At 69.8% G+C, this 25,072-nt stretch carries 21 protein-coding genes; 10 read left to right on the top strand and 11 right to left on the bottom strand.

Annotated features, from left to right (window positions below; all coding sequences use genetic code 11):
* Positions 1-162: 162 nt before the first annotated feature.
* Both AC1DBD_RS06975 and ppsA read left to right on the top strand, forming a co-directional pair.
* Complete coding sequence (locus AC1DBD_RS06975) at positions 163-2,832, top strand: cation-translocating P-type ATPase (protein WP_476981726.1); 2,670 nt, start codon at positions 163-165, stop codon at positions 2,830-2,832.
* Between the two features lie 82 nt (positions 2,833-2,914).
* Positions 2,915-5,350, top strand: coding sequence for a phosphoenolpyruvate synthase (gene ppsA / locus AC1DBD_RS06970; RefSeq protein WP_441418022.1), 2,436 nt, complete (start codon positions 2,915-2,917; stop codon positions 5,348-5,350).
* Here ppsA and AC1DBD_RS06965 read toward each other — a convergent pair.
* A complete protein-coding gene (locus AC1DBD_RS06965; RefSeq protein WP_476981725.1) occupies positions 5,298-7,232 on the bottom strand; it encodes a heavy metal translocating P-type ATPase in 1,935 nt (644 codons plus the stop codon). The genes ppsA and AC1DBD_RS06965 overlap by 53 nt on opposite strands.
* 160 nt (positions 7,233-7,392) lie before the next feature.
* Between AC1DBD_RS06965 and AC1DBD_RS06960 the strand changes: the two genes are divergently transcribed.
* Both AC1DBD_RS06960 and AC1DBD_RS06955 read left to right on the top strand, forming a co-directional pair.
* Complete coding sequence (locus AC1DBD_RS06960; RefSeq protein WP_476981724.1) at positions 7,393-8,358, top strand: polysaccharide deacetylase family protein; 966 nt, start codon at positions 7,393-7,395, stop codon at positions 8,356-8,358.
* A gap of 61 nt (positions 8,359-8,419) precedes the next feature.
* On the top strand, positions 8,420-11,662 hold the full coding sequence (locus AC1DBD_RS06955) for an HAD family hydrolase (RefSeq protein ID WP_476981723.1): 3,243 nt from the start codon (positions 8,420-8,422) through the stop codon (positions 11,660-11,662).
* Between the two features lie 68 nt (positions 11,663-11,730).
* Here AC1DBD_RS06955 and AC1DBD_RS06950 read toward each other — a convergent pair whose 3' ends face one another.
* The 6 genes from AC1DBD_RS06950 to AC1DBD_RS06925 form a co-directional block, all read right to left on the bottom strand.
* Positions 11,731-12,735 carry a zinc-dependent alcohol dehydrogenase family protein gene (locus AC1DBD_RS06950; RefSeq protein WP_476981722.1) on the bottom strand — a complete coding sequence of 335 codons (1,005 nt, stop codon included), beginning with the start codon at positions 12,733-12,735 and terminating at the stop codon, positions 11,731-11,733.
* A 65-nt stretch (positions 12,736-12,800) separates the two neighbouring features.
* The gene (locus tag AC1DBD_RS06945) at positions 12,801-13,652 is read right to left on the bottom strand and encodes a universal stress protein (protein ID WP_476981721.1); all 852 of its coding nucleotides are present in this window, start codon (positions 13,650-13,652) and stop codon (positions 12,801-12,803) included.
* 86 nt (positions 13,653-13,738) lie between these two features.
* Positions 13,739-14,854: a YihY/virulence factor BrkB family protein gene (locus tag AC1DBD_RS06940; protein WP_476892935.1), complete on the bottom strand. Its 1,116-nt coding sequence runs from the start codon at positions 14,852-14,854 to the stop codon at positions 13,739-13,741.
* An 81-nt stretch (positions 14,855-14,935) separates the two neighbouring features.
* Positions 14,936-15,532, bottom strand: coding sequence for a DUF3618 domain-containing protein (locus AC1DBD_RS06935; protein ID WP_476917236.1), 597 nt, complete (start codon positions 15,530-15,532; stop codon positions 14,936-14,938).
* A 15-nt stretch (positions 15,533-15,547) separates the two neighbouring features.
* Positions 15,548-15,979 (bottom strand): phage holin family protein, encoded by a 432-nt coding sequence (locus AC1DBD_RS06930; RefSeq protein WP_441418014.1) that lies wholly within the window; start codon positions 15,977-15,979, stop codon positions 15,548-15,550.
* A complete protein-coding gene (locus tag AC1DBD_RS06925) occupies positions 15,976-16,839 on the bottom strand; it encodes an ATP synthase subunit B family protein (protein WP_476981720.1) in 864 nt (287 codons plus the stop codon). The genes AC1DBD_RS06930 and AC1DBD_RS06925 overlap by 4 nt, the downstream gene beginning before the upstream one ends.
* Before the next feature lie 181 nt (positions 16,840-17,020).
* Between AC1DBD_RS06925 and AC1DBD_RS06920 the strand changes: the two genes are divergently transcribed.
* Complete coding sequence (locus AC1DBD_RS06920) at positions 17,021-18,001, top strand: spermidine synthase (RefSeq protein WP_476981719.1); 981 nt, start codon at positions 17,021-17,023, stop codon at positions 17,999-18,001.
* 28 nt (positions 18,002-18,029) lie between these two features.
* On the opposite strand, the gene AC1DBD_RS06915 is transcribed toward AC1DBD_RS06920, so the two are convergent.
* Positions 18,030-18,947: a LysR family transcriptional regulator gene (locus AC1DBD_RS06915; RefSeq protein WP_476892931.1), complete on the bottom strand. Its 918-nt coding sequence runs from the start codon at positions 18,945-18,947 to the stop codon at positions 18,030-18,032.
* Positions 18,948-19,080: 133 nt separating this feature from the next.
* Between AC1DBD_RS06915 and AC1DBD_RS06910 the strand changes: the two genes are divergently transcribed.
* The 3 genes from AC1DBD_RS06910 (at position 19,081) to AC1DBD_RS06900 (ending at position 22,053) form a co-directional block, all read left to right on the top strand.
* The gene (locus AC1DBD_RS06910) at positions 19,081-20,469 is read left to right on the top strand and encodes an MFS transporter (RefSeq protein WP_476917232.1); all 1,389 of its coding nucleotides are present in this window, start codon (positions 19,081-19,083) and stop codon (positions 20,467-20,469) included.
* A 59-nt stretch (positions 20,470-20,528) separates the two neighbouring features.
* Entirely contained in the window at positions 20,529-21,278 is a 750-nt protein-coding gene (locus tag AC1DBD_RS06905) for a 3-hydroxybutyrate dehydrogenase (protein ID WP_175322546.1), read from the top strand.
* Positions 21,279-21,420: 142 nt separating this feature from the next.
* Entirely contained in the window at positions 21,421-22,053 is a 633-nt protein-coding gene (locus AC1DBD_RS06900; protein ID WP_441418009.1) for a flavin reductase family protein, read from the top strand.
* 149 nt (positions 22,054-22,202) lie between these two features.
* Here the strand turns inward: AC1DBD_RS06900 and AC1DBD_RS06895 are convergent, their stop codons facing one another.
* Positions 22,203-22,520 (bottom strand): hypothetical protein, encoded by a 318-nt coding sequence (locus AC1DBD_RS06895; RefSeq protein ID WP_441418008.1) that lies wholly within the window; start codon positions 22,518-22,520, stop codon positions 22,203-22,205.
* Between the two features lie 240 nt (positions 22,521-22,760).
* Between AC1DBD_RS06895 and AC1DBD_RS06890 the strand changes: the two genes are divergently transcribed.
* Positions 22,761-23,213 (top strand): DUF5956 family protein, encoded by a 453-nt coding sequence (locus AC1DBD_RS06890; RefSeq protein ID WP_476917230.1) that lies wholly within the window; start codon positions 22,761-22,763, stop codon positions 23,211-23,213.
* On the opposite strand, the gene AC1DBD_RS06885 is transcribed toward AC1DBD_RS06890, so the two are convergent.
* Together AC1DBD_RS06885 and AC1DBD_RS06880 are read right to left on the bottom strand one after the other, a co-directional pair.
* Complete coding sequence (locus AC1DBD_RS06885; RefSeq protein WP_476917229.1) at positions 23,201-23,575, bottom strand: hypothetical protein; 375 nt, start codon at positions 23,573-23,575, stop codon at positions 23,201-23,203. The genes AC1DBD_RS06890 and AC1DBD_RS06885 overlap by 13 nt on opposite strands.
* Entirely contained in the window at positions 23,572-23,910 is a 339-nt protein-coding gene (locus AC1DBD_RS06880; protein ID WP_441418005.1) for a hypothetical protein, read from the bottom strand. Before AC1DBD_RS06880 ends, AC1DBD_RS06885 begins: the two co-directional genes overlap by 4 nt.
* A 203-nt stretch (positions 23,911-24,113) precedes the next feature.
* Between AC1DBD_RS06880 and AC1DBD_RS06875 the strand changes: the two genes are divergently transcribed.
* Positions 24,114-24,989 carry an IclR family transcriptional regulator gene (locus AC1DBD_RS06875; RefSeq protein WP_476917228.1) on the top strand — a complete coding sequence of 292 codons (876 nt, stop codon included), beginning with the start codon at positions 24,114-24,116 and terminating at the stop codon, positions 24,987-24,989.
* Positions 24,990-25,072 lie beyond the last annotated feature (83 nt).

Below are 25,072 nucleotides of genomic sequence, written 5' to 3'. Positions count from 1 at the left end.
GGGCGGGCCCGGCAACCGAAGCCGTTCCGGGGCAGCGTAGCCGCGCGCCGGCGCCCGGTGACCTTTGGCCCTAACCAGGGGTGCGGCGCCGGAGCATCCTCGGAGGCATGATGCACCTGGGCAGTGCTGGCGTTAGGTGCTGCGCATGACGGGCGGCGGACGGTGAACCCTGCCGCGGCCGGGCCGCTGCCCGGGATCTCCGGACTGAGCTCGGCGGAGGCTGCCCTGCGGCTGGAGCGTGCCGGGGCAAACCGGCTGCCCGAGGTCCGTGCCGTGCCGGGCTGGCGGCGGCTGCTGGCAGAACTGACCCACTTTTTTGCCGTCATGCTCTGGGTGGCGGCCGCCCTCGCCTTTGTCGCCGGCATGCCGCAACTGGGCATCGCCATCATCGTGGTGATCGTGGTGAACGGGGTATTCGCCTACATCCAGCAGGAGCGCGCCCAGCACGCGGCCGCCAAGCTGCGCGAATTGTTGCCCGCCATGGTCTCGGTGCGCCGGGACAATCGCATCGTCAAAGTGCACACCACCGAGCTGGTGCCCGGAGACGCCGTCGTGCTGGTTGCCGGCGATCGGGTGCCGGCGGATCTCCGCCTGGCCCTGGCTGCGGGCTGCACGGTGGACGAATCGATGCTCACCGGCGAAAGCGAAGCGGTCAGCAAGGCTGCGGGGGACACCGTGTTCGGTGGAACCTTCCTGGTCATCGGCACGGCCGAAGGAGTGGTGGCCAGCACCGGGGGACAGACACGGCTCGCCGAGATCGCGTCACTGACCGGCAAGGTCGAGGCGCCGCCGAGCCCGCTGGCCCTGGAACTGCAGCGGATTGTCCGGATTGTCGCCGGCGTGGCCCTGGGCATCGGTGCCTTGTTCTTCATCCTCTCGCTGCTGGTGGGCATCTCCTGGCGCGATGCGTTCCTCTTCGCGATCGGCGTGGCGGTGGCGCTGGTGCCCGAGGGCCTGCTCCCCACCGTCACCCTCTCGCTCGCCATCGGAGCCCAGCGGATGGCCGCGCGCAAGGCCCTGGTGCGGAACCTGCAGGCGGTCGAGACGCTTGGCTCCACCACGTTCATCTGCACGGACAAGACCGGAACCCTCACCCAGAACCGGATGAACGCCGTCGAGGTCTGGACACCCTCCGGGCTGCTCGGCGTCACCGGGAACGGCTACGCGCCGGAAGCCGAGGTCACGGGGGAGGGTGGCGCGGACGCCGGAGCGGCGGCGTTCCAGGCGGGGCAGCGGCTCAGCGCCGCCGCCCGTGCCGCCTCGGTGGGCCGGGCGGTGCCGCACGACGGGCAGTGGATCGCCGAGGGAGATCCGATGGAGGCCGCCATCGACGCGCTGGCCACGCGGCTGGCCGGCCCCGGCGGCGGGCCGGCGGAGCCAACGCCGTCGCACCGCTTCGCCTTCGATCCGCGACGGCTGCGCGAGTCCGCCATCGTCGGTACGACGCTGTTCGTCAAGGGGGCCCCCGAGTCCGTGATCCCCTTGTGCCGGGGCGACGGCGACAGTGAGGGCGACGGCGACGTGGACGGCGCCGGCGGCGCCGACCGTGCCCTGCAGATGGTGGACCAGATGGCCTCGCACGGGCTCAGGGTCCTCGCGGTCGCGCAGCGGAGCCTGCCCGGACCGGTGCGGGACGGCACGACGGCGGACGAAGTGGAGAGCGGGCTGACGCTGCTGGGCCTGATCGGCCTGCACGATCCGCCCCGCGCCGAGGTCCGGCTCTCGCTGCAGGCGGCCCGCGACGCTGGCATCAAGGTGGGTATGGTCACCGGCGACCACGCCTTCACGGCCGCCGCCATTGCCCGGGAAACCGGCCTGATCGGCTCCCCGGAGCTGGTGCTGGAGGGCCACAACCTGCCGGAGGATGACGAGGTCCTGGCCGCGTTGCTGGACCGCGACGGCGTCGTGGTCAGCCGGGTAACGCCGGAACAAAAGCTCCGGGTGGCCCGGCTGCTGCAGCACCGCGGCCACGTGCTGGCCATGACCGGTGACGGCGTCAACGACGGGCCTGCGCTGCAGCAGGCGGACATCGGCGTCGCGATGGGCCTCAGCGGCACGGATGTGGCCCGCGAGGCGGCGGACCTGGTGCTGCTCGACGACGACTTTGCGACGATCATCGCGGCCGTGGAGCAGGGCCGCGCCACCTACGCGAATATCCGCCGTTTCCTGACGTACCACCTCACGGACAACGTCGCCGAGCTGACGCCGTTCGTGTTCTGGGCCCTGTCCGGCGGCCGGTTCCCGCTGGCCCTGAGCGTGCTGCAGATCCTCGCCCTGGACATCGGCACCGACCTGTTGCCGGCCCTGGCCCTCGGCAGCGAGGCGCCCAGCAAGGGGGCCCTGAAACGCCCGCCGGAACGCCGGCACCTGATGGACCGGGCCCTGATGTTCCGGGTCTTCGGCCTGCTGGGCCCGGTAGAGGCGCTGATGGAGATGACCGCGTACACGGCCGTTCTCTTCGGCGCCGGCTGGAGCCCCGGAGCCGCACTGCCGCCGTCGGACGCGCTGATGGCGGCCTCCGGCGCCGCGTTCACCACCGTGGTGCTGGCCCAGCTGGCCAACGCCTTCGCCTGCCGCAGCGCCACCTCCCCGCCCTGGCAGCTGGGCTGGTTCACCAACCGGCTGCTGCTCTGGGCGGTGCTGGCGGAGCTGGGGCTGCTCTCCGTCTTCCTGTTCCTTGGCCCGGTCGCCGCCCTGCTGGGACATGCCCCGCCGACACCCGGCGGGCTGGCCGTGGCCCTCGCCGCCATTCCGGCGGTCTTGGTCGCGGACTGGCTCTACAAGCTGGCCCGGCACGGCACGTCCGGGCGGTCCGCCCAACGCGCCGGCTAAGAGGTCCAAAGCCTCTGACCCCACACCGCCCCGGGCCGCAGGATCGGACCATGGATGGACAAACGCCCAAAGGAGCGCCGGCATGCCCGAGCACGTGAAGTGGTTTGAAGAAATTGGCATGGGGGACGTCCCGCAGGTCGGCGGCAAGAATGCCTCCCTGGGCGAGCTCATCCAGTCCCTCAAGGCCCGGGGCGTACGGGTTCCCGACGGCTTCGCCACCACCGCCGCGGCCTACCGGACCTTCGTCGCGGCGAACGGGATCGAACCGGCGATGCGCTCGCGGATCCTGGCCTACCGCTCCGGGGACGCGACGCTGCGCGAGACCGGGGAAGCCATCCGGGAGCTGTTCCTGGCCAGCGATTTCCCGCCGGACATCGCCGACTCCATCCGCTCGCACTACCGCGATCTGGGCCAGCGCGCCGGCCTGGAGCGGCTGTCGGTCGCGGTCCGCAGCAGCGCCACGGCCGAGGACCTTCCCGATGCCAGCTTCGCCGGCCAGCAGGAAACCTTCCTGAACGTCACCGGCGACCGGGAACTGATGGACGCCTGCCGGCGGTGCTACGCCTCGCTGTTCACGGACCGGGCCATCAGCTACCGGGAAGTCAAGGGCTTCGACCACCTCGACGTCGCACTCTCGATCGGGGTCCAGCGGATGGTGCGCTCCGACGTCGGCGCCTCCGGAGTGATGTTCTCGATCGATACAGACTCCGGGTTCCCGCGGGCTGCCGTGATCAGCGCTGCCTGGGGTCTCGGCGAGACGGTGGTGCAGGGCACGATCAACCCGGACAAGTACCTCGTCTTCAAGCCGCTCCTGAGCGAGGCCGCGGCGGCGGAAGGACCGGCGGAAGGACCGGCGGAAGGGCTGGCGGAAAGGCCCAGCCCGATCATCGAAAAGACCCTCGGCTCCAAGGCGCAGAAGATGGTCTACAGCCGCGGCGGCCACGCCCGCACCCGCACCGTCGACACCTCGGAAGCGGAACGCCGGTCCTTCGTCCTGGCCGACGCCGAGATCCTCACCCTGGCCCGCTGGGCCGTGAGCGTCGAGGAGCACTACCGCCGGCCGATGGACATGGAATGGGCCCGGGACGGCGTGACGGGCGAGCTCTTCATGGTCCAGGCCCGGCCGGAGACGGTGCAGTCGCAAAAGACCGGTTCCCGCTTCACGCTCCACCACCTGCTGGAAACCGGTGCGGTGCTGGTGACCGGGGCGGCGATCGGCGACTCGATCGCGCAGGGGACGGCGTGCGTGATCAGGAGCGCCGCTGACATCGACAAGTTCCGGGACGGCGCCATCCTGGTCACCGAAATGACCGACCCGGACTGGGTGCCCATCATGAAGCGCGCCGCCGGGATCGTCACCGACCACGGCGGCCCCACCAGCCACGCGGCCATCGTGAGCCGGGAACTGGGGGTGCCCGCCGTCGTCGGGACCGGCAACGCCACCAGTGTCCTGGCCGAGGACCAGGCCGTGACCCTGTCCTGCGCCGAAGGCGATACGGGCCGCGTCTATGCCGGCAGCCTCGCGTTCGAAACCGAGGACGTGGATCTGGGCGAGCTGCCGGCGACGCGCACCAAAGTCATGGTGAACATCGCCAGCCCCGCGGCCGCCTTCCAGTGGTGGCGGCTGCCCGCGGACGGCGTCGGGCTGGCCCGGATGGAGTTCATCATCAGCGCCCTGATCCGGGTCCATCCGATGGCGCTGGTCCACCCGGAACGGGTCGCGGACCCGCAGGAAGCAGCGCAGATCCGGGAACTGACGCGCGGCTACGCCGATCCAGGCGACTACTTCGTGGACGCCCTGGCGCTGGGCATCGCGAAGATCGCCGCGCCCTACCATCCGAACCCGGTGATCGTGAGGCTCAGCGATTTCAAGACCAACGAGTACGCGCACCTGATCGGCGGCGCCTCCTTCGAGGAGGCCGAGGAGAACCCGATGCTCGGCTTCCGGGGTGCCTCGCGCTACTACGACGACCGGTACCGGGAAGGCTTCGCGCTCGAATGCCGGGCGCTGAAACGGGTCCGGGAGCGGATCGGCTTCAGCAACATCATCGTCATGGTCCCGTTCTGCCGGACACCGCAGGAGGCGGACAAGGTGCTGGCGGTGATGGCTGAGAACGGGCTGGTCCGCGGCGAGCACGGCCTACAGGTCTACATGATGTGCGAGATCCCCTCCAACGTGGTCCTGGCTGAAAAATTCGCCACCCGCTTCGACGGCTTCTCGATCGGCTCGAACGACCTCACCCAGCTGGTCCTCGGCGTGGACCGGGACTCGGCGCAGCTGGCGGCGCTGTTCGACGAGCGCGACGAGGCCGTCATGGCGATGATCAGCGAGGCGATCCGGAAGGCGCACGCGGCAGGGATCAAGATCGGTATCTGCGGCCAGGGCCCCAGCAACCACCCGGAGTTCGCGGCGTTCCTGGTTGGCGAGGGCATCGATTCGATCTCGCTGAACCCGGACAGCTACCTCAGGACCGTCCCGCGGATCGCGGAAGCCGAGAAGCTGGCGTCCGCGGGCTAGGCCGGCCGGCCTGCCTGCCCGGCCGCGGGGTCCGCGTCCCGGAGCCCAACGCCCGGAGCGCGTTCAGGATAGTGGCGAGGTCCACCACCTCCTGGGAGAGGGCGCCGGCGATCGCCGGAACGTAGCCCGCGGCTGCAGCCAGCATCAGCGCCACGCTCAGCGCGATGCCGATCCAGATGCTCTGCAGCGCCACCTTCACGGTGCGCTGGCCGATCCGCACGGCCGAGGCCACCTTGGACAGGTCGTCCAGGATGATCACGACGTCGGCGGACTCGCCGGCCGCCGTCGAACCCCGCGCGCCCATCGCGATCCCGACGTCGGCGACGGCCAGGACGGGGGCGTCGTTGACGCCGTCGCCCACCATCATGACCGGACGGCGGGGCAGAGAGCGCACGGCCTCCACCTTGTCCGGCGGCAGGCACTCGGCGCGGACATCGGTCAGCCCGGCCTCTGCCGCGATGTGCTCGGCGGTGGCGAGGGCGTCGCCGGTGAGCATGACCGTCCGGGTGGCGCCGAGTTCCCGGAGTTCGGCCACGGTGCGGCGGGTTTCCCCGCGGATCGGGTCGCTCATCACCAGGGCCCCGGCGAACTCCCCGGCCACACCCACGTAGATGGCGAGCTCGCCGCTGGCCAGCTCGGTTTCCACGACACCGGCGGCCGATTCCGACACGAAATTTGGCTTGCCGACGACGACGTCCCGGCCGTCGAAGCGCGCCCGGACGCCGTGCGTGGCGAATTCGGTGGCCTCCGTGGCGGACTCGAAAACCAAGCCACGGGACCGTGCCGCGTCCATCACCGAGGCGGCGAGCACGTGGGAAGAATATTGCTCGGCGGAGGCCGCGAGCCCGAGGACCCGGTCCTCGGTAAAGGACCCCGCGGTCCGGATGCCCACCAGGGAGGGGCGGCCGTAGGTCAGGGTGCCGGTCTTGTCGAAGGCCACCGTTTTGATCCGGCTCAGCTGCTCGAGAACCCCGGCATACTTGACGATGATGCCGCCACGCGCGGCACGGCTCATGCCGCCCAGGAACGCCACGGGGGCGGCGATCAGCAGGGGACACGGCGTGGCCACCACCAGCACCTCCGCGAACCGGACCGGGCTGCCGCTGACGATCCAGCCGATCGCCCCGAGAACGTAGGCGAGGGCGGTGAACGGGACGGCGTAGCGGTCGGCCAGGCGGACCATGGGTGCCTTGCTGTCGGCCGCTTCTTTCACCAGCGCGACGATGCGGCTGTACTGCGAGTCCTCCATCAGCGCCGTGACCTGCATCCGGATGGCCGCTTGGCCGTTCAACGACCCGCTCATCAGGCCCTCGCCGGCGGCACGCTCCACCGGCAGGCTCTCCCCGGTCAGCGAGGATTCATCAAACGTTCCGGACTCGGAAAGCAGCACTCCGTCAAGCGGCACCACTTCGCCGGGCCGCACCAGCAGGATGTCGCCGACTTCGACGTCGGTGGCCGCCACGTCCTCATGCTGGCTGTCGGTTTCGGCGGCGTGGCTTCCGGCGGCACCGCCGTTGCGTTCCCGGTGGGCTGTCTGCGGGACGCGCTCCAGCAGGGACGTCAGTTCCTTCTTGGCACGGCCGGCGGCGTAGTCCTCAAGGGCGGTGCCGCCGGCCATCATGAGCACGATGATCATCGAGGCGACGAATTCGCCCACCAGTACGGTGCTGACAATGGCGGTTACGGCCAGGATGTCGATGCCCCACTGGCCGCCGACCAGGCGGCGGACCATGCCGACGGCGAGGTAGGCCGCCACAGCCAGCGCATAGATGCTGGCGGCGATCCGCGCGATAGCTTCCTGGCCGGAGGCAAGCAGCAGTATCACCGCCAGGAGGGCGGCGACCGTGCCCGTGACAAGCGGATACCGGAGCGCAATTTTCACGGTTGTCCCGCCTCGTTCCTCGCGCAAGACCCGGCGTCTGCGCCTACTTGCATCCTACTGCGCGGCCCTCCCCTCCCGGGCTCCGGGCCGGACGGACACCTGGGGGTTCGTCGGGCCTTTCAGCCCTACCCCACTGGGGCCTGTGGTGCCATGGTGAGGCATGTGGTCGATCTTCGCCGGGCGCCGGCGCCGGGTGCTTGCGCTGGTGGCTGCGGTGCTGCTGGTGGTCGGCGCGGTGGTGACGGCAGTTGTGCTCTCCGGGGGACCCCCTGCCGCCGCTCCGTCGACGGCCCCGGCCACCGGCACGGCGTCGGCTTCCGTTACCTCTTCGCCGACGCGCACTGCGCCGGGCACCCCCTCACCCGCTGCGACGCCAAGCCGACCGCCCCTGCCGCCGTCGAGCGCCGTTCCGATCCCTCCGCCGATCCCTCCGCCGGTCACGACGGCGCCCGTGACCCAGACGCCGCCCCCGCCGCCCGCGGCCCCGTTCCCCGCGGCGCTCCGGGGCGCCGACGTCGAGGTCATCCCCGGCGCGGGCCCCGTGGTTGCCCTGACTTTCGACGCCGGGGCCAATTCGGCGGGCCTGCCCAGCATTCTGCGCACCCTCGGCGCCGCCGGAGTGCGGGCAACGTTCTTCCTGACGGGCAACTGGGCCAGCGCCAACCCCGCGGGCGTCGCCTCGATCGTGGCCGCCGGCCACCGGGTGGGCAACCACTCGATGACGCATCCGGGGTTCACCTCCCTCACCGACGCCCAGATCGCCCAGCAGCTCGCCGGCGCGCAGGCCGCGATCACGGCCGGAGGCGCGGATTCCCGGCCGCTTTTCCGCTTCCCGTTCGGCGAGCGGGACGCACGGACCATCGCCGCCGTGAACGCGCGGGGCTACCTGCCGGTGCGCTGGACGGTCGACACCCTCGGCTGGAAGGGCACCAGCGGCGGCGTTACGGTCCAGATCGTCGCCGACCGGGCGCTCGCCGGCCTGCAGCCGGGGGAGATCGTCCTGATGCACATCGGCTCCAACCCCGACGACGGCACCACCCTGGACGCCGACGCGCTGCCGCAACTCATCAACCGGATCCGCCAGGCCGGTTACGGCTTCACGACCCTGGACGCGCTCCTCGGCTGACCGCCCGTAACCGGGCCGACCGCCACTGTTCCCCGACGGGGATGACTGCTACGAATAACGCATGACGGAGTCGCCCACAGTTGCAGCTGCCCTGGCACCCGTTGACGCGGTGGTCTTTGAACTGGACGGCGTGGTGCTTGATACCGCGGAACTCCGTGCCGCCGCCTGGAAGCGGCTCCTCGATGACGTCTTCCGGGACCCCCGGTTGCCGTCGCGCGCCCGCCGGGACCCGATTGCCGACGCCGACTACACCCTTTACATCGAAGGCAGGACGCCCGCCGAGGCTGCCTCGGCGTTCCTGGCCTCGCGCGGCGTCTCGCTTCCGCCGGGTTCGCCGGCGGATGGTCCGGGCGACTGGACGGCATTCGGACTCGGGAAGCGCCAGGACGAACTCTTCGGCCAACTGCTGCGCGGCCAGCCGCCCCGGGCCTTCCCCGGCACCCTGGCCCTGCTGGAACGGCTCCGGGCCGGCCGGATTCCGGTGCTGCTGGCCACGTCGGCGCCCAACGCGGGCGCGCTGCTCGCCACCGTCGGCCTGGAAGGCTTTTTCGACCATGTCGCGGACGGCCAGGCGGCGCTGCGGCAGGCCATCCCCGGCAAGCCGTCGCCGGCCCTGGCCCTCGAAGCGGTGCGGCGGCTGGACATCCCGCCCGGCCGGGCCATGGTCATCGAAGCGGCCGTCGCCGGGGTCGAAGCGGGCCGCCGCGGCGGCTTCGGGCTCGTCGTCGGGATCGACCGGACCGGCCGGCGGGCCGAACTGGAAACCGCCGGCGCCGACATCGTGGTCGAAGACGTCAGCGAACTGGACATCGGCCTGGTCATCACGCACCCCTGGATGCTGGTCTACGAGGGTTTCGACCCGGCCCACGAAGGGCACCGGGAGGCGCTGACCACGCTGGGCAACGGCTACATGGCCACCCGGGGTGCGGCGCCGGAGCACCGCGGCGGTGAGATCCACTACCGCGGGAGCTACCTGGCAGGGGTCTACAACCGGCTGGCCAGCGTCGTGGAGGGCCAGAAGACGGTGGACGAGCACATGGTGAACATTCCGGACTGGCTGCACCTGGACCTGCGGATCGAGGGTGGCGCCTGGTGGTCGGAGGGAGGCCTGGTGCTCAAGCAGGAGCGCCGCACCCTGGACCTCAAACGCGCGCTGCTCACGCGGGAGGCGCTGCTGGAGGACGACGCGGGCCGGCGGCTGAGGGTGGTGCAGCGCCGCCTTGTGTCGATGGCGGAGCCGCACCTAGCCGCGCTGGAGACGGTGCTGACCGCGGACGGCTGGAGCGGCAGCATCAGCGTCCGCAGCGGCTGCGACACGGACGTGACCAACTCCAACGTCCCGGAGGACGCTCAGCTGTCCAACCGGCACCTGACGGCGGTGCAGGTGACGGAATCCGCCGGTGGGCAGTCCGCCGGTGGGCGGAGCGCCGGAGGGCGGACCGCCGGGGGGCACAGCGCCCGCGGGCAGAGTACTGCCCGACGGGGCGCCGTCGTGCTGAACGTCCAGGTGCAGACCAGCCAGAGCCGGGTCGGCATCGCCCTGGCGGTCCGCACCGAGGTGTCAGGGCCGGCTAACTCCGCCTTCGAGCAGCTTGGCGGCCTGTACGCGCACCGCTTCGAGGTGGCGGCCGCGGACGGGACAGCGGTGACGGTGACCAAGACGGTGGGGGTCGCCAGTTCCCGGGACCACGCGGTTTCCTCTCCGCTGACCGGGGCGGAGGCGGTGCTGGCGCGCGCGGGCGGCTTCGAGGCGCTGCTGGCGGAGCATGAGAAGGCCTGGTCCCTGCTGCTGGCTCCGTTCATCATCGAATCCGACGCCCCGTCGCAGGCGCAGCTGATCCTGAACCTGCACGTGTTCCACCTGCTGCAGACACTGACGACCCACACCGCCGAGCTGGACGCGGGCGTGCCGGCCCGCGGACTGCACGGAGAGGGCTACCGCGGGCATGTCTTCTGGGACGAACTGTTTGTCCTGCCGGTGCTGAACTCCCGGCTGCCCTCGCTCGCGCGGGAGCTCATCGACTACCGCTGGCGCCGTCTCGGCACGGCCCGGGATGCGGCGCGGGCGGCCGGGCTGCGGGGCGCGCTGTTCCCCTGGCAGAGCGGCAGCGACGGCACCGAGCAGACGCCCAAGCTGCTCTTCAACAAGCTGTCCGGGCACTGGATGCCGGACTACTCGCACCTCCAGCGCCACGTGGGCCTGGCCGTGGCCTACAACGCCTGGCAGTACTTCGAGGCCACCCAGGACCGCGGCTGGCTGACCCAGCACGGCGCGGAACTCATTGTCGACGTCGCCCGCCTGTTCGCCTCGATGGCGGACTACGACGCCATCGAGGACCGGTTCCATCTCAGGGGTGTGATGGGGCCGGATGAGTACCACACCGGCACCCAGGGCAACCCGGGCGGAGGCCTCGACGACAACGCTTACACCAACATCATGGCCGCGTGGGTGTTCGACCAGGCGGAGTGGATTATGCGCTCCGTCCAGGGGTTCGACATGGAGGACCTCCGGGCCAGGCTCGGCGTTACGGCAGCGGAAATCGCTGGCTGGGAGCGGCTGAGCCGGCGCATGTTCGTGCCCTTCCACGGGGACGGCATCATCAGCCAGTTCGCCGGCTATGGCGCGCTCCGGGAACTGGACTGGACCCACTACCGCCGCAGCTACCGCAACATTGAACGGCTGGACCTGATCCTGGAAGCCGAAGGGGACAGCACCAACCACTACCGGCTGGCCAAGCAGGCCGACGTCCTGATGCTGCTCTACGTCCTGGGTGAGGACCAGCTCGTGGGATTCCTCGGCCGGATGGGATACACCGTCACCGCCGCCCAGATGGCCGCGACCGTGGACTTCTACCTGGCCCGGACCGCGCACGGCTCCACACTCAGCCGGGTGGCGCACGCCTCGGTCCTCGCGCAACGGGATCCTGAGCGGGCGTGGGCCACGTTCCGCGAAGCCTTGGACGCGGACCTGGACGATACCCAGGGCGGGACCACGAGCTCGGGGATCCATCTGGGTGCGATGGCCGGCTCGATCGACGTGGTCCAGCGCAGCTTCGCCGGACTGCGGATCACCAGGGACGCCCTCGACTTCACGCCCAGGCTCCCGGCGGAACTGCGCCGGGTCGAGTTCCAGGTCCGCTACCGCGACCAGCTGCTGGCGGTGCATCTGGAAACGGACCGGCTCATGGTCTCCGCCGCCCCCGGGGACGCCGCCCCCGTGCTGGTCCGGGTTGGCCCCCGGAAGGTGCTGCTGCGGGCCGGCGAACAGCATGAATTCCTCCGCGCCGATTCCGCACCCAACTAGCTGGCAGTTGTTGTCGTTTTGAGCCCTCAAAACGACAACAACTGCGAGCCAGTTGGGCGGGGCCTGCTTCAGGAGGCCACGCGGATGACGGCGGCGCCGGTCACCTGGTCCCCGGCGAGGTCCCGCAGCGCCTGGTCTGCGGCGTCGAAGGGGTAGGCCACCGTGGTGGGGCGCAGCGGAATCTCAGCGGCGAGCCGGAAGAACTCCTCGCCGTCGGCCCTGGTGTTGGCGGTGACGCTGCGCAGTTGGCGCTCCTGGAACAGCTCGGCGGCGTAGTGCAGCGGCGGAATGTCGCTGAGGTGGATGCCGGCAACGGCGAGGGTTCCGCCACGGTCGAGGGCACGCAGCGCCGGCGGCACGAGGGTCCCGGCGGGAGCGAAGAGGATGGCGGAGTCGAGGGGGTCCGGGGGCTCCTCCTCGGCTCCGCCGGCGAAGGTGGCGCCGAGGTCCAGGGCGAGGCGGCGGGCTTCGGGAGACCGCGTCATGACGTAGACCCGGGCCCCTTGGTAGAGCGCAATCTGTGCGGCGAGGTGGGCCGAGGCGCCGAAGCCGTAAATGCCCAGCCGGCCGCCGATCGGCAGTTCCGCCCGGCTCAGGGCGCGGTAGCCGATGATGCCCGCGCACAGCAGCGGAGCCGCCTCCTCATCCGGGAAGATTTCGGGCACCCGGTAGGCGAAGTCCTCGGCGACGGTGATGAGTTCGGCGTAGCCGCCGTCGCGGTCCCAGCCCGTAAAGGTGGGGGACAGGCACAGGTTTTCCTGCCCGCGCAGGCAGAACCGGCAGGACCGGCAGGTGCCGCCGAGCCAGGCCACTCCCACCCGCTCGCCCGGGCGGAACCGGTCCGCGCCCGGGCCGGCGCCGATCACCTCGCCGATCACTTCGTGCCCGGGAACGACGCCGGCCCGTCTGGGGGCCAGCTCGCCTTCGGCCAGGTGCAAGTCCGTGCGGCACACCCCGCACACCCGCACGCGCAAAAGGACTTCCCCGTGGCCAGGGCTGGGGTCCGGGCGCTCGCCGGATACCAGCGGACCCGTCGCGATTGGTCCGGGCTGCGCAACCCACCAGGCTCGCACAGGGCCTCCTTTTCTGGCTTCTCTTCCTGACCCGGGCTGCGGCGGCCGTGATCCCGGGGTCGGAATCAGCGCGTGATCATGACGTTGCAGGCCGCCTTGTGCAGCACCGCGGAGAAGGTGTTGCCAATGCCTCCGCCGCGGTTGTGGGTGCCCAGCACCAGCACATCCGCATCTTCGGCTGCCTCCACGAGTTCCTTGGCCGCCGCCCGGCCCTCCTTCAGCGTGCCGGAGAGTGCCAGCCCGGGGGCGAGTCTCCCTGCTTCGCCGAGGGAGTACTCCAGCAGTTCCGCGCCGTGGAGCGGGGCGTGGCGGCCGTGCTCCGCCAGGTCGCCGCCATGGTCCGGATCAACATGGATCAGCTGCAACTCGGCGCCCATTGCGACGGCGAGGCGGGCGGCGTCGGCCAGCACCGCCGAGCTGTGGGCCGCGGCATCGACGCCGACGACGACGGGCCTGCCGGGCAGGTGCGGACGGCGGACCACCATCAGCGGGCACGGGGCGGCGCCGGCCAGCTCCAGGCAGACCGAGCCGGCGAGGTGGCCGAGCACGCCGCCTATACCCCGGCTACCCACCACAAGGAGGGAGGCGTCCGCGGCGGCCCGGCGCAGGACCTGTGCGGGCAGTCCGGCCTCCATGACACCGTCGACGGCGAGCCCGGGGTCAACGCCGTGGGCCAGCCCCACGCCCTCGGCGAGGATGGTCTCGGCGGAATGCCGGAGGCCGCTGCCAGCCACGCCTTTGACGGGTCCCAGGTCCTTGGTGAACATCGGCCAGACCCAGGCGTGGACCACCCGCAGGGGGACTCCCAGGAGGGCGGCGTGGTCGGCGGCCCAGCGGACAGCGAGTTGAGAGGATTCGGAGCCGTCGTAGCCCACGGCGACGGCGGCGGGCCGGGGACCTGCTGCGGGTGCCGGCATGGATCCTCCCGGGTAGGCGGACGGAGCACTCCCCAGCGGTGCGTCCCCCAGTACTACCCGTGCGGGGAACGGGACGGCTAGGGGCTTTAGTCCCCCGCCCGTTCGGGGCCGCTATGTTCTTCCCGCAGCTCCCGTCCGCGGCGGATGTCCTCTTCCTCCTTGGCCTGCAGCTTGTCGCTCTTCTTCGTGTCGCGCGGCGGCAGCTGGATGGTTTCCTCGGCCTCGATGCCGGCCTGGAGCTGGCGGCCGCGTTCGGTTTCGGCGTCGAACTCGGCGCCGAAGAGCAGCGACATGTTCAGGATCCAAAGCCAGAGCAGCGCGATGATGACGCCGCCGATTGCACCGTAGGTCTTGTTGTAGCTGTTGGAGTAGGCCACGTAGAAGCCGAACGCCAGGGATGCCAGCAGGAAGACCACCAGGGCGATCGCCGATCCCATGCTCATCCAGCGGAATTTGGGCTGCTTAACGTTGGGGGTGGCGTAGTAGAGGATGGCAATAGCCACGATCACGAGCACCAGCATCACCGGCCACTTGGCGATGTTCCAGACGGCCAGGAACGCCCCGCCCAGACCGATGATGTTTCCGACGGACTCGGCCACCGGGCCGCTGAGCACGAGCATCGCGGCCAGCACGACGACGATCAGCAGGTTGACGACCGTGACACCGAGCATGGTGCCGCGCAGCTTCAGGAACGGCCGGCCCTCGTCGGTCTCATACACCCGGTTCATGGCCCGCCCGAACGCCCCGACATAGCCGGAGGCGGACCAGAGGGCGGTGAGGAGGCCCACGATGAACGTCAGGCCCGCGGCCGAGGAGCTGGCCAGTTCTTCGACTACCGGGCGGATCGTGTCCACGGTCTGGCCGGGTGCGATGCCCTGGACGATGTCCAGCAGCGCCGAGGTGGTTTTCTGGGCGTCTCCGAAGAGACCCAGCAGCGACACCAGCGCCAGGAGCGCCGGGAAGATTGAGAGCACCGAGTAGTAGGTCAGCGACGCCGCGAGGTCGGGGCACTGGTCTTTGGTGAATTCCCGCAGGGTCTTCTTGGCGATGTACTTCCAGGAGGGCTTGGTGACATCGGTGGGGCGGTCCGGCTTGCGCGCGTCGTCCGGGGCGGGGGCAGTGCGCGCCTTGGCGGTGCTGCTCTCGGGGGTTTCGGCGTCGTCCATGGAGCCAGTGTCCGCCTTGGTGAGGTTCTTGGCCATCGGAATCTTCTTTCGTGGTTAAGCGCAGCGGCCGGCTGCCCAGCGCGTCAGCGAGGGCAACCGGCCGTCTTCCGGGTCGGGCTAGGCCTGCTGGACGTTGTCCTTGGCGTCGGCCGCACGGTCCTTCACGTCGGCGACGGCCGTCTGGCCTTCACCCTTGACGTTTTGAGCGGCGTCGGTGGCCGTGGCCTTGACGTTCTCCATGGCGGCCTGGGCAGGCTCCTTGAGACCCTCGGCCACGTGCTGCGCGGCTTCGGTCAGCTCCGTGGTGAGCGGCTCGGCGGCCGTCTTCAAGGCGTCGGCTGCCTCGCGTTCCTTCTGGCTCGCCGGGATCAGCGAGGACACCAGCAGGCCGGCGCCGAAGGCGATGAGCCCTGCCGCGAGCGGGTTGCCCTGCGTCTTGGTCTTGGCCAGGTGCGGTGCGTCGGCGACGGCGGAGCCGGCGTCGTTCAGGTGCGAGGCGGCACTGCCGCCTGCGGAATGCACGTTGCCGGCGGTGTGGTCGGCTGCTCCCATGACTTTCTCCTTCACTCCGAAGACGGCGTCCTTGACCTTGTCGGTTTGGCGCTGGACGATGTGCGACGGCGTGACCTTGTCGGCCACGGCGTCGACGTTGGTGCCGAGCCGGGCGCGGGTTGCTTCAATGTCGGCGCGGATGGCATCCGGGTTTTCAGTCATTGTGTTTTCCTCGCTCTAGTGGCTGGGCTTGAGGGTCGGGGGGATTTCCTGGAGGGTTTCCGCGGTCTGCGGCATGCCCTTCATCGCCTTGAGTTCCTTGCGGCCCATCGAGGCCAGGACGGCGCCGATGATGCCCCAGATGATCGCGACGACGACGCCGGACCATCCCAGCCCCATCAGCGTTCCCAAACCCCACCAGAGGGCGAGGGAGAGGAACAGCAGGACGAAGTGGCCTGCGACGCCGGCGCCGGCGAACATGCCGCCGCCCTTGCCGGCCCGGCCGGCGGTCTGCTTCAGTTCGGCCTTGGCGAGCTCCACTTCCTGACGCATCAGGGTGGACATGTCCCGCGTGACGTCACCTAGTAGATCGCCCAGGGAGTTGGTTTCCGCTTTCACATGGGCCTCGGTGGGAGGCATCGGGGCGCCCGTGGGCATCTCGCTGCTCATCGACGGCCTCCGTCGAACGGATCCTTACGGTCGGGGTCGACGGTGGGATCAATGCGGTACGGATCGGCGGCCAGCGGGTCGTTAGCCCACTGGTCGGCGTGCGCGCCGGTGCCCTCAAGCGGGCTGGGCGGGTAGGTATCGGCTACGCCGGCGGTCGTCGTCTCCGGGTAGGTCACCGGCGGCGGGGGGACCGCGACGCCGGCGTCGGGCACCCGGGTGACCGGGGCGCTGTACTGCGCCGGGGTGCCGGTGGTGCCGGTGGACGTCGTATCCGGAGCCCCGGCGCTGAGGCTGCGGCTGAGGCGTCCGGCCAGGATGCCGGCGCCGGCAGCGGCCAGCAGGAAGGTGCCGGGCCGCTGGCGGGCGAAGGACTTGACCTCATTGAGCAACGAACCGGGGTCGCGGTTGTCAAGCCACGTCGCCACGGACTGTGACCGCTCGGCGGCCTGGCGGATCAGGTCGGTCGCGACGCCGGGCTGGTCCGAGGCCTCAGCCATGGTGTGGAGTTCGCTGGAAATGGAGCGCAGGCCCTGGGCAGCCTTCTGCTGCTGCGTGCCGGCCTGGGCGGTCAGGTCCGTCCGGGCCTGGTTGATGAGGTCCTTGGCGTTGCTCTTGACCTCGCCGGCCACGTTGGCCGCTTCGGCCTTTGCCGTTTCGGTGACGTTCTGGGCCGATTCCGCGGCCTGCTGCTTGACCTCGCCGGCTTCGCCCTTGGCGGTGTCGGTCTTCGAGGGCGTCCCGGTGGAGGCGGGCGGGAACGTCGAGCTCTGCCGCAGTGCCGGCTCTGTACCTAGCTCCGTGCCCTGCGTCGCCGTCGGGGTTCCGTAGCTACCGTCCTGGGGCCATTGGTTCTCTGTCATCGTCGCTCTCTTTCCTTGTAGATCTGCTGCCGGTTAGCAAACCAGCAGCGCCGAACGCGAATAGTAAGCATGATTACTATTAGATAGTAAGCACGCTTCGCATTTGATTACAAGGAAATTTTGAAAATCGGCCGTCGCTGGCCAGCTAGGGTTGGTCCATGAGCGGAATGGCGGATAGCTGATGGCAAAGCGCGGCAGGGCGGCCGGGCGAAACGACGGGACGTCGATGCCGGGAGTGGTGGAAGTGCCGAAGGGCAGCCGCCCGGACGGCCCGGTCGCGGGCGTCTACTACATCGACACCGGCGACTGCGAGCTGATCCCGGACCAGGACAACTCGACCGGGTGGCTGCTGCGGATCAACGGCGTGATGAGCTCCCATATCGACCTCGCCGACCCGCTGTTCCTTGACTTCGAGTACATGCGCTGGATTGCGGCGCTGGTCGAGTCGCGTTGGCCGCCGCCGACCCGGCCGAAGCTGCGTGCCCTGCACCTGGGCGGGGGAGCCTGCTCGCTGGCGCGCTACTTCCACGCCGCCTATCCGGACGCCCGGCAGGTGGTGGTGGAGCTGGACGGGAAACTTGCCGAGTACGTCCGCGGCTGGTTCGACTTGCCCAAGGCGCCGCTGCTGCGCCTGCGCGTGGGGGAGGCCCGCGAGGTTACCGAGAGCCTCACGCCGCAGACGCGGGACCTCATCATCCGCGACGTCTTCGCCGGCTCCGTCACCCCGCGGCCGCTCACCACCAGCGAATTCACCGGCCACGCCAAGCGTGTCCTGGCGCCCGGCGGGATCTACCTGGTGAATTCCGGCGACGCCCCGGCGCTGGCCAACGCGCGCGAAGACGCTGCCACGATCGCTGCGGCCTTCGAGCACACGGTAATCATCGCCGACCCGGCCATGCTCAAGGGCCGGCGCTACGGCAACATGATCATCGCCGGCAGCGACGCACCGTTCGACGACGACCCCGGCCTCGCACGGCGCCTGCTGGGCGGCGCGGTGCCGGCGCACATCTGGCACGATGCCAGGGTGCGCGCCTTCGCCGCCGGCGCCGCCGTCCGCCACGACCCGGAGGCGGCGGTCCCGCTGGCGGTAGTCCCGACGTCGGCGAACCCGAAAGCCGCGGACCCGAAAGCCGCGGTCCCGACGTCGTCGACAGCTCCGTAACGGCCCTTTTGCGGCCCCAAAACGGCGCCTACGGAGCAATCGCTGCGTACCCGCCCCGGCCCATCAGCGCCTCGCGGTGAGCGTCGGTCTGCTCGCGCAGGGCCTGGACCACGGCGGCGACGGCCGGCCGGCGCATCGAGTCGGGCCGCAGGACCATCCAGTAGGGCAGCCGTTCGGCGAACTCATCCGGCAACAGCCTGACCAGGTCCGGATGCAGGTCCGCGGCGAAGCAGGGCAGGAAGCCGATTCCGGCCCCGGCCCGCGTCGCCTCCACGTGGACAAAGACATTCGTGGAACTCAGCCCGTCCCGCATAGTCGGCACCAGCCGCCGCGGGGCATCGAGGTCGTCCACCTGGAGCATGGAATCGACGAAGTAGACCAGCGGATGCGCCTCCAGTTCGTCCACGGAGCGCGGCGTCCCGTACTCGGCCAGGTAGCTCCGCGAGGCGTACATCCCCAGCATGTATTCGCCGAGCCGGGCCGCCTCGGCCCGATGCACCTGCGGCTCGCCGACCACCACCTCGATGTCCAGGCCGGAGCGCTGCTGCAGCGCCCGCCGGGTCACCGTGATGATCTCCACGCTGAGCCCGGGGTGGTGGCGGCGCAGCCGGGCCACCGCGGGGGCCGCGATGTAGGCGCTGAAACCGTCGGTGGCGGTCATCCGCACGACGCCGGTGACGGGATCCGGCGTCGTGCCGGGCTTTTCGAGCGAGCGCACGGCGCCTTCCACCTGCTCGGCGACGGCGACCGCGGAGGCGCCGAGTTCCGTCAGTTCCCAGCCGCCCGCGGCCCGCGACAGCACGCGGCCGCCGAGGGCCTTCTCCAGGGCAGCGATCCGGCGGGAGACCGTGGTGTGGTTCAAGCCCAGGACCTGGGCCGCCGTCGTAAATTTGGCCGAGCGCGAGACCGCCAGCAGCACCAGCAGGTCGTCGGGATTTGCATTCATATCTGCAATTCTGCACATACATCGTGCCGGTTTGGCCATTGAACCGCAAGGAATCTGCGGCAATACTCGATGAAGCCCATTTTCAGTGCTGTGCATCACGGCGCGTGTCATCGTGGACACTAAGGAGAACGAGATGAGCGTAGACCAACGCTCCGCAACACCCCCCGCCGCAGCCACCAAGGGTGCAGGCCTGAAGAAAATCGTCGCCGCATCGATGGTCGGCACCGTCGTGGAGTGGTACGAATTCTTCCTCTACGCCACCGCCGCCACCCTGGTGTTCGGCAAGTACTTCTTCCCCGCCACCGGCAATGAACTGGACGGCATCATCCAGGCGTTCCTGACCTACGCCGTCGGTTTCGTCGCCCGCCCGCTCGGCGGCATCGTCTTCGGCCAGATCGGCGACAAGCTGGGCCGCAAGCCCACCCTGCAGCTGACCATCGTGATCATCGGTGTGTCCACCTTCCTGATGGGCTGCCTCCCGGGCTTCGTCGACATCGGCTACCTCGCGCCGGCCCTGCTGGTGGCGCTGCGCTTCATCCAGGGCTTCGCGCTGGGCGGCGAATGGGGCGGCGCCGTGCTGCTCGTTGCCGAGCACAGCCCCAACGAGTCCCGCGGCTTCTGGTCCAGCTGGCCCCAGGCGGCGGTCCCGGTCGGCAACCTGCTGGCCACCCTGGTCCTGTTCATCATGTCCAACGTGCTCAGCGCCGCGGACTTCCTCGGCTGGGGCTGGCGCGTGGCGTTCTGGCTCTCCGCGGTGATCGTGTTCGTCGGCTACTACATCCGCACCAACGTCTCCGAAGCCCCGATCTTCCTCGAGGCCAAGGCGCAGCTGGAGCAGGAGCAGGCCGCCAGCTACGGCGTCCGCGAAGTCATCCGCAAGTACCCCAAGGGCATCCTGCAGGCCATGGGCCTCCGGTTCGCGGAAAACATCATGTACTACCTGGTGGTGAGCTTCGCGATTGTCTACCTCAAGAGCGTCCACAAGTACGACACGTCCTCGCTGCTGCTGGCGCTGTTGATTGCCCACCTCATCCACTTCCTGGTCATCCCGCAGGTCGGACGGCTCGTGGACAGCTGGGGCCGCAAGCCGGTCTACCTGGTCGGAGCCATCACCGGAGCCACCTGGCCGTTCTTCGCCTTCCCGATGTTCGACACCCGCAACCCCGTCGTCATCGTGCTCGCCGTGACGATCGGCCTGTGCCTGCACGCCTTCATGTACGCCGGCCAGCCGGCGCTGATGTCGGAGCTGTTCCCGACCCGGATGCGTTACGCGGGCGTCTCGCTGGGTTCGCAGGTCACCTCGATCTTCGCCGGCTCGCTCGCGCCGCTGCTGGCCACCGCGTGGCTCAAGGACACCGGTTCCTGGCTGCCCACCGCCATCTACCTAGTGGTGGCCTGCGCCATCACCACGGTGGCAGTGCTCAGCCTCAAGGAAACCAAGGGCATCGCCCTCGAGGACGTGGACCGGGCCGACGCCGAACGTGAAGGCCTTGCAGTAGCGGCCGTCCGCCGAGCTGCTTGAACGTCTGCTGAACTGCTTGAATCTGATGACCTCGAATCTCTGAACTGGAAGGCTGGGTAATGGAAAATACACTCAACGGCCGCAAGGCATTGGTCACCGGCGGCGCGGGCGGGATCGGCGCCGCCAGCGTCCGTGCCCTCGCTGCCAGGGGCGCGAAGGTGGTGGTTGCCGACGTCGACGAAGCCGCCGCCACCGCCCTCGCCGACGAAGTCGGGGGCACCGCGTGGGCGGTGAACCTGCTCGACGTCGAGGCCCTGCAGACGCTCAGCCTGGATTGCGACATCCTGGTCAACAACGCCGGGATCCAGCGCATCAGCCCGATCGAGGACTTTGATCCGGCAGATTTCCGCCGCATCGTCACCCTCATGCTTGAGGCGCCGTTCCTGCTGATCCGGGCCGCGTTGCCGCACATGTACGCCAACGGCTTCGGCCGGATCATTAACCTGTCGTCGGTCCACGGGCTTCGGGCCTCGCCGTTCAAGAGCGCCTACGTCTCCGCCAAGCACGGCCTGGAAGGGCTGAGCAAGGTGACGGCGCTGGAGGGCGGTGCCCACGGTGTCACGTCCAACTGCATCAACCCCGGGTATGTCCGGACGCCGCTGGTCGAGTCGCAGATTGCGGACCAGGCCAAGGTGCACGGCATTCCGGAGTCCGAGGTGCTGGCCAAGATCATGCTCACCGAGGCGGCCGTGAAGCGGCTGGTCGAACCCGAGGAGGTGGCCTCGCTGGTGGCGTGGCTGGCCTCGAACGACGCCGGCATGGTCACCGGCGCCAGCTACACCATGGACGGCGGCTGGTCCGCCCGATAGGGCGCTCACACCTCCGACCCGCTGGCTCTGACGCGCTGGCCCTGACCCGCCCGGGCATCTCTGCCCGGGCGGGTCAGTTGTCTGTCAGCCGGGCCAGGTTTGGTGGCGGCTTCGCCGCGGGGCGTGCCGCTAGGCTGGGGGCATGCGCAAGGATTTCAGCCCCGCCGACTTGCCCTCCGCAGAGTTTTACCGGCTGCTGACAGCCGTCGTCGTGCCCCGTCCTATTGCCTGGGTTTCCAGCACCTCCGTCGACGGGGTGGACAACCTCGCTCCGCATTCCTTCTTCACTGTCGCGTCGGTGACACCGCCGATCATCCAGTTCACCTCGGTGGGCCGGAAGGACACGTTGCGGAACATCTCCGCGCGAGGCGAATTTGTGGTCAATCTTGCGCCGGCCGACTTCCTCGCCGAGGTCAACGCGACCGGCACCAACTTCCCGCCGGAGGTCAGCGAGTTCGATGCCGCCAATCTCACCCGGGAGGCCAGCCTGACGGTCAGCGTGCCCCGGGTGGCGGAGTCGCCGGCGGCCCTGGAGTGCCGCCTGCATTCGACGCTGGCCATGGGTGACTGCGTGCTGGTGTTCGGCGAGGTCACCCACGCTGCGGTCTCTGCCGATGTCCTGGATGGCAGCCACCCGCGCATCGACCTGCTCGGGCCGCTGGCCCGGCTCGGGCGCGACGAGTGGGGGCACCTGGGGCCGGTCCAGGAACTGGGCCGGATCCGGAGGTCCGACTGGCCGGGCGATTTCCGGCGGAGGGCCGAACGGCAGGCTTAGCCGCCCGCGTAGGGGCCCGGGCCGGCGAGCAGCCGGCTTGATGCTGCCAGGAGGTCGTCGTGGCGGTCTGTGGGATGTCGTCCTGCAGCGCCGAGCCGGGGAGACGGAAGGACTTCCCGGAGCGGACTGCAAAGGACGTCCTGGTCTGCCTATTCGGGTTGCCGTACGTTGCGGTGATCAAAGTAGAACAGGGTTCCGGCGGGAGTCCCGGGGACGCGCAGGCCGACGAACGGGGCGCGGATGACCTCGACCGTCCCTTCCCTGCGCCCATTGAACGGGTCGTCGCCCACGACCAGTTGGCCGATGCGGAAAGGGACGCGGCCTTCGTAGACGCGGCGTGCAGCCTGCCGCAAGGCCCGGGCGACACGGACAGCCGGCTGCGGGCGTGCGGGCTGGGCTGTGCTGATTGGCTGTTCTGTGCTGATTGGCCGTGCTGTGCTGATTGACCGTGCTGGGGAAATGCGCATCGGGCTGCTCCTTGCCAGCGAACGAAGTTCCTTCACGGGGGACCGAAACGACGTGGACGGACTCCCCAGCCTCGCCGTCTTCGTTCCGGCGCCCCCGTCCGCCCACTGTACGAACTCGTCCCACCAGTAACACGCGTAACACGTACCCCTTGTTCGCCGACCACCACTTGGATCCCGGTCACGGGATACTCGGGGCAACGAATTCCGGCGCGATTGCGGCGCGATGGTTAGGGTGGGCCCATGAGTGACGACCCGTGGGGTGCCAGGCAGGCGTCCACCGCGCCCGAAGGCTGGATTCCGGCGCCCGAAAACGGCTGGGGTGCGCTTATGGTGTGGGCCGCGGGTCCGCCAAACGTCGTGCGGGTCCCCGCCGCGCCCCGCAACCGGGAGGCCGTCGTCGTCATCAGATACAGCGACGGACGCGTGACCCGGGAACCTTCGCTCCTGACCGACGCGGACCTGGAGTCGATCGACGACGATATCGACACCTATCTGGTTCATGCCGGCCTGCCGCCCCGCCCGCGCGGCTTCGACTGGTACCTGCGCCCGCCGGCCGCTGCCGCTAATGGTCCCGATGCTTTCTGGGCCGCCGTCTGGGAAGGCGCGACGGCGGGGCTGCCTAACGACGGAATGCACCCGTCGCGGTTGAGGGCAGCCACCGCGGCGGCGATGGTCCGGCTCTACCGGGGCTGACGGCGAAGGTTCCGCCAGTGGAGCGCCACCGCCGCGACTATTAGCGGGACGTGGATCGCCGGGAGGTTGTGGGCAAACCACTTCGGCAAATAGATGTCCGTGACGGAGCCGGTGCTGTCGCCGAGCCGTTGAGCGACCGCCGTCAACGGGCAATGGAAGCCGTTGCCCGCAAAGACCGCGGTTTCGGCGAAGACCACGGCGCCGGCGACGCCCGCCCTCCGGTCGGAGCGTCCCCGGACCCCGGAGTACAGGACATAGACCATCGACGCCTCGATCGTGAACCACGCCAGGGTGTGGACCGCCTTCACCGCTTTCAGCTGCGCCCCCTGGAACTCCGTGCGCCGGGTAACCACACCCGTCACCCGGGCTGCTGCAGGGCGAGGACGATGATGGCTGCGTTAATGCCCAGCCCGATCAGCCACCACGGGTTGAACGTGAGCACCAGCAGGGCGGCCGAGATTCCGGCCCCGGCTACCGTGACCGGGATCCACCACGGCGCCGCCACCAGGAGTCCCAGGCCCGCTAGCCCCAGTACCGCCGCGGCGGCGATGGCCAGGGCAACAGCGAGACGGCGCACCTCCCCGGCGAAGGGGGACCGGCCGACGTCGAACGGCGCCTTTTCGTCCGGCCGCGGCAGCCAGATGGCGAGATGAACGAGGCCGTGGGCGATTAAGAACAGTCCTGCGATCCAGCGCACGGCGGTCCTCCTGATGTTCCGGCGGCTCCGTTCAGCGAAGCACCTTCTCCCGTGGCCGGGCTAGGGGCGGAAGGCCCCCGCCCGGTCTAGCATAATTGTCTGGTATTCCAGACAACGTGAGATGCGCTGAGTCCTTGAGGGTGGACAGCCGGGGGCATGCTTAAGTACGGGATACCGGACACGCCCGAAACGAAGAGGACCACATGTCAGCCGCCAGCGCCACCACCCCGCCCGTGGGAACCCCCAGTGCCCTGCCGAAGCCGGCTGCGGCCAGGCCGGCCGCCGCCAGGCCGGCGTCCAAGGTACCGGCGGCCGAGAACACGCTGCGGATCCTGAAACTGCTGGCCTCCAAGCGCGGGCCGATGGCGGCGTCGAACATTGCCACCGCGCTGGGCCTGCCGCGCTCCAGTGTCTACCATCTGCTCGGCGTGATGGAGGCGAACGGTTTTGTGCTGCACCTGCACGAGGAGCAGCGGTACGGGCTCGGCATCAGCGCCTTCGAGCTCAGCTCCGCCTACTCCCGCCAGGAGCCGCTCTCCAGGCTCGGCCGGCCGATGCTTGCGACGCTGGTGGACGTGATCGGGGAGAGCGCCCACCTCGCCGTGCTGCACGGCAGGGACGTGCTCTACATCGTCGAGGAGCGGGCGAAAAACCGGCCCTCCCTCGTGACCGACGTCGGCGTCCGGCTACCCAGCCACCTCACCGCGAGCGGCCGGGCGATCCTGGCCGCGCTGCCGAAGTCCCAGGTCCGGGCGCTGTACCCGAACGCCGCGGCCTTCAGTGCCCGGCACGAGACCGAATCGCCGATCACCAAGTACTCCGCACTGTCCTCGCATCTGGACCAGGTCCGGCAGCGGGGCTACGCCACCGAACACGGCGAAGTGACCCCCGGCTTCGGCTCGATCGCGGCCGCCGTCACGGACCACACGGGCTGGCCGACGGCCGCCGTCGCCGTGACGTTCCTGGAGGACAAGCTGCCCACGGACCAGTGGCCGGTCCTGGCCGCGCGGGTCAAGAAGGTCGCGGACGATCTCTCGGTCCGGATCCACGGCCGCCCCAGCCCAACTAGCTCGCAGTAGTTGTCGTTATGGCTGCGCAAAACGACAACTACTGCGAGCCAGTTGGGTCTGGAATCCCGGACAGCACCCTCACGAAGCCCCTG

This window comes from Arthrobacter sp. 10T419, assembly GCF_056394105.1.
The sequence above is the reverse complement of the archived record's forward strand: the minus strand, read 5'-3'. Positions and strand labels throughout refer to the sequence as shown.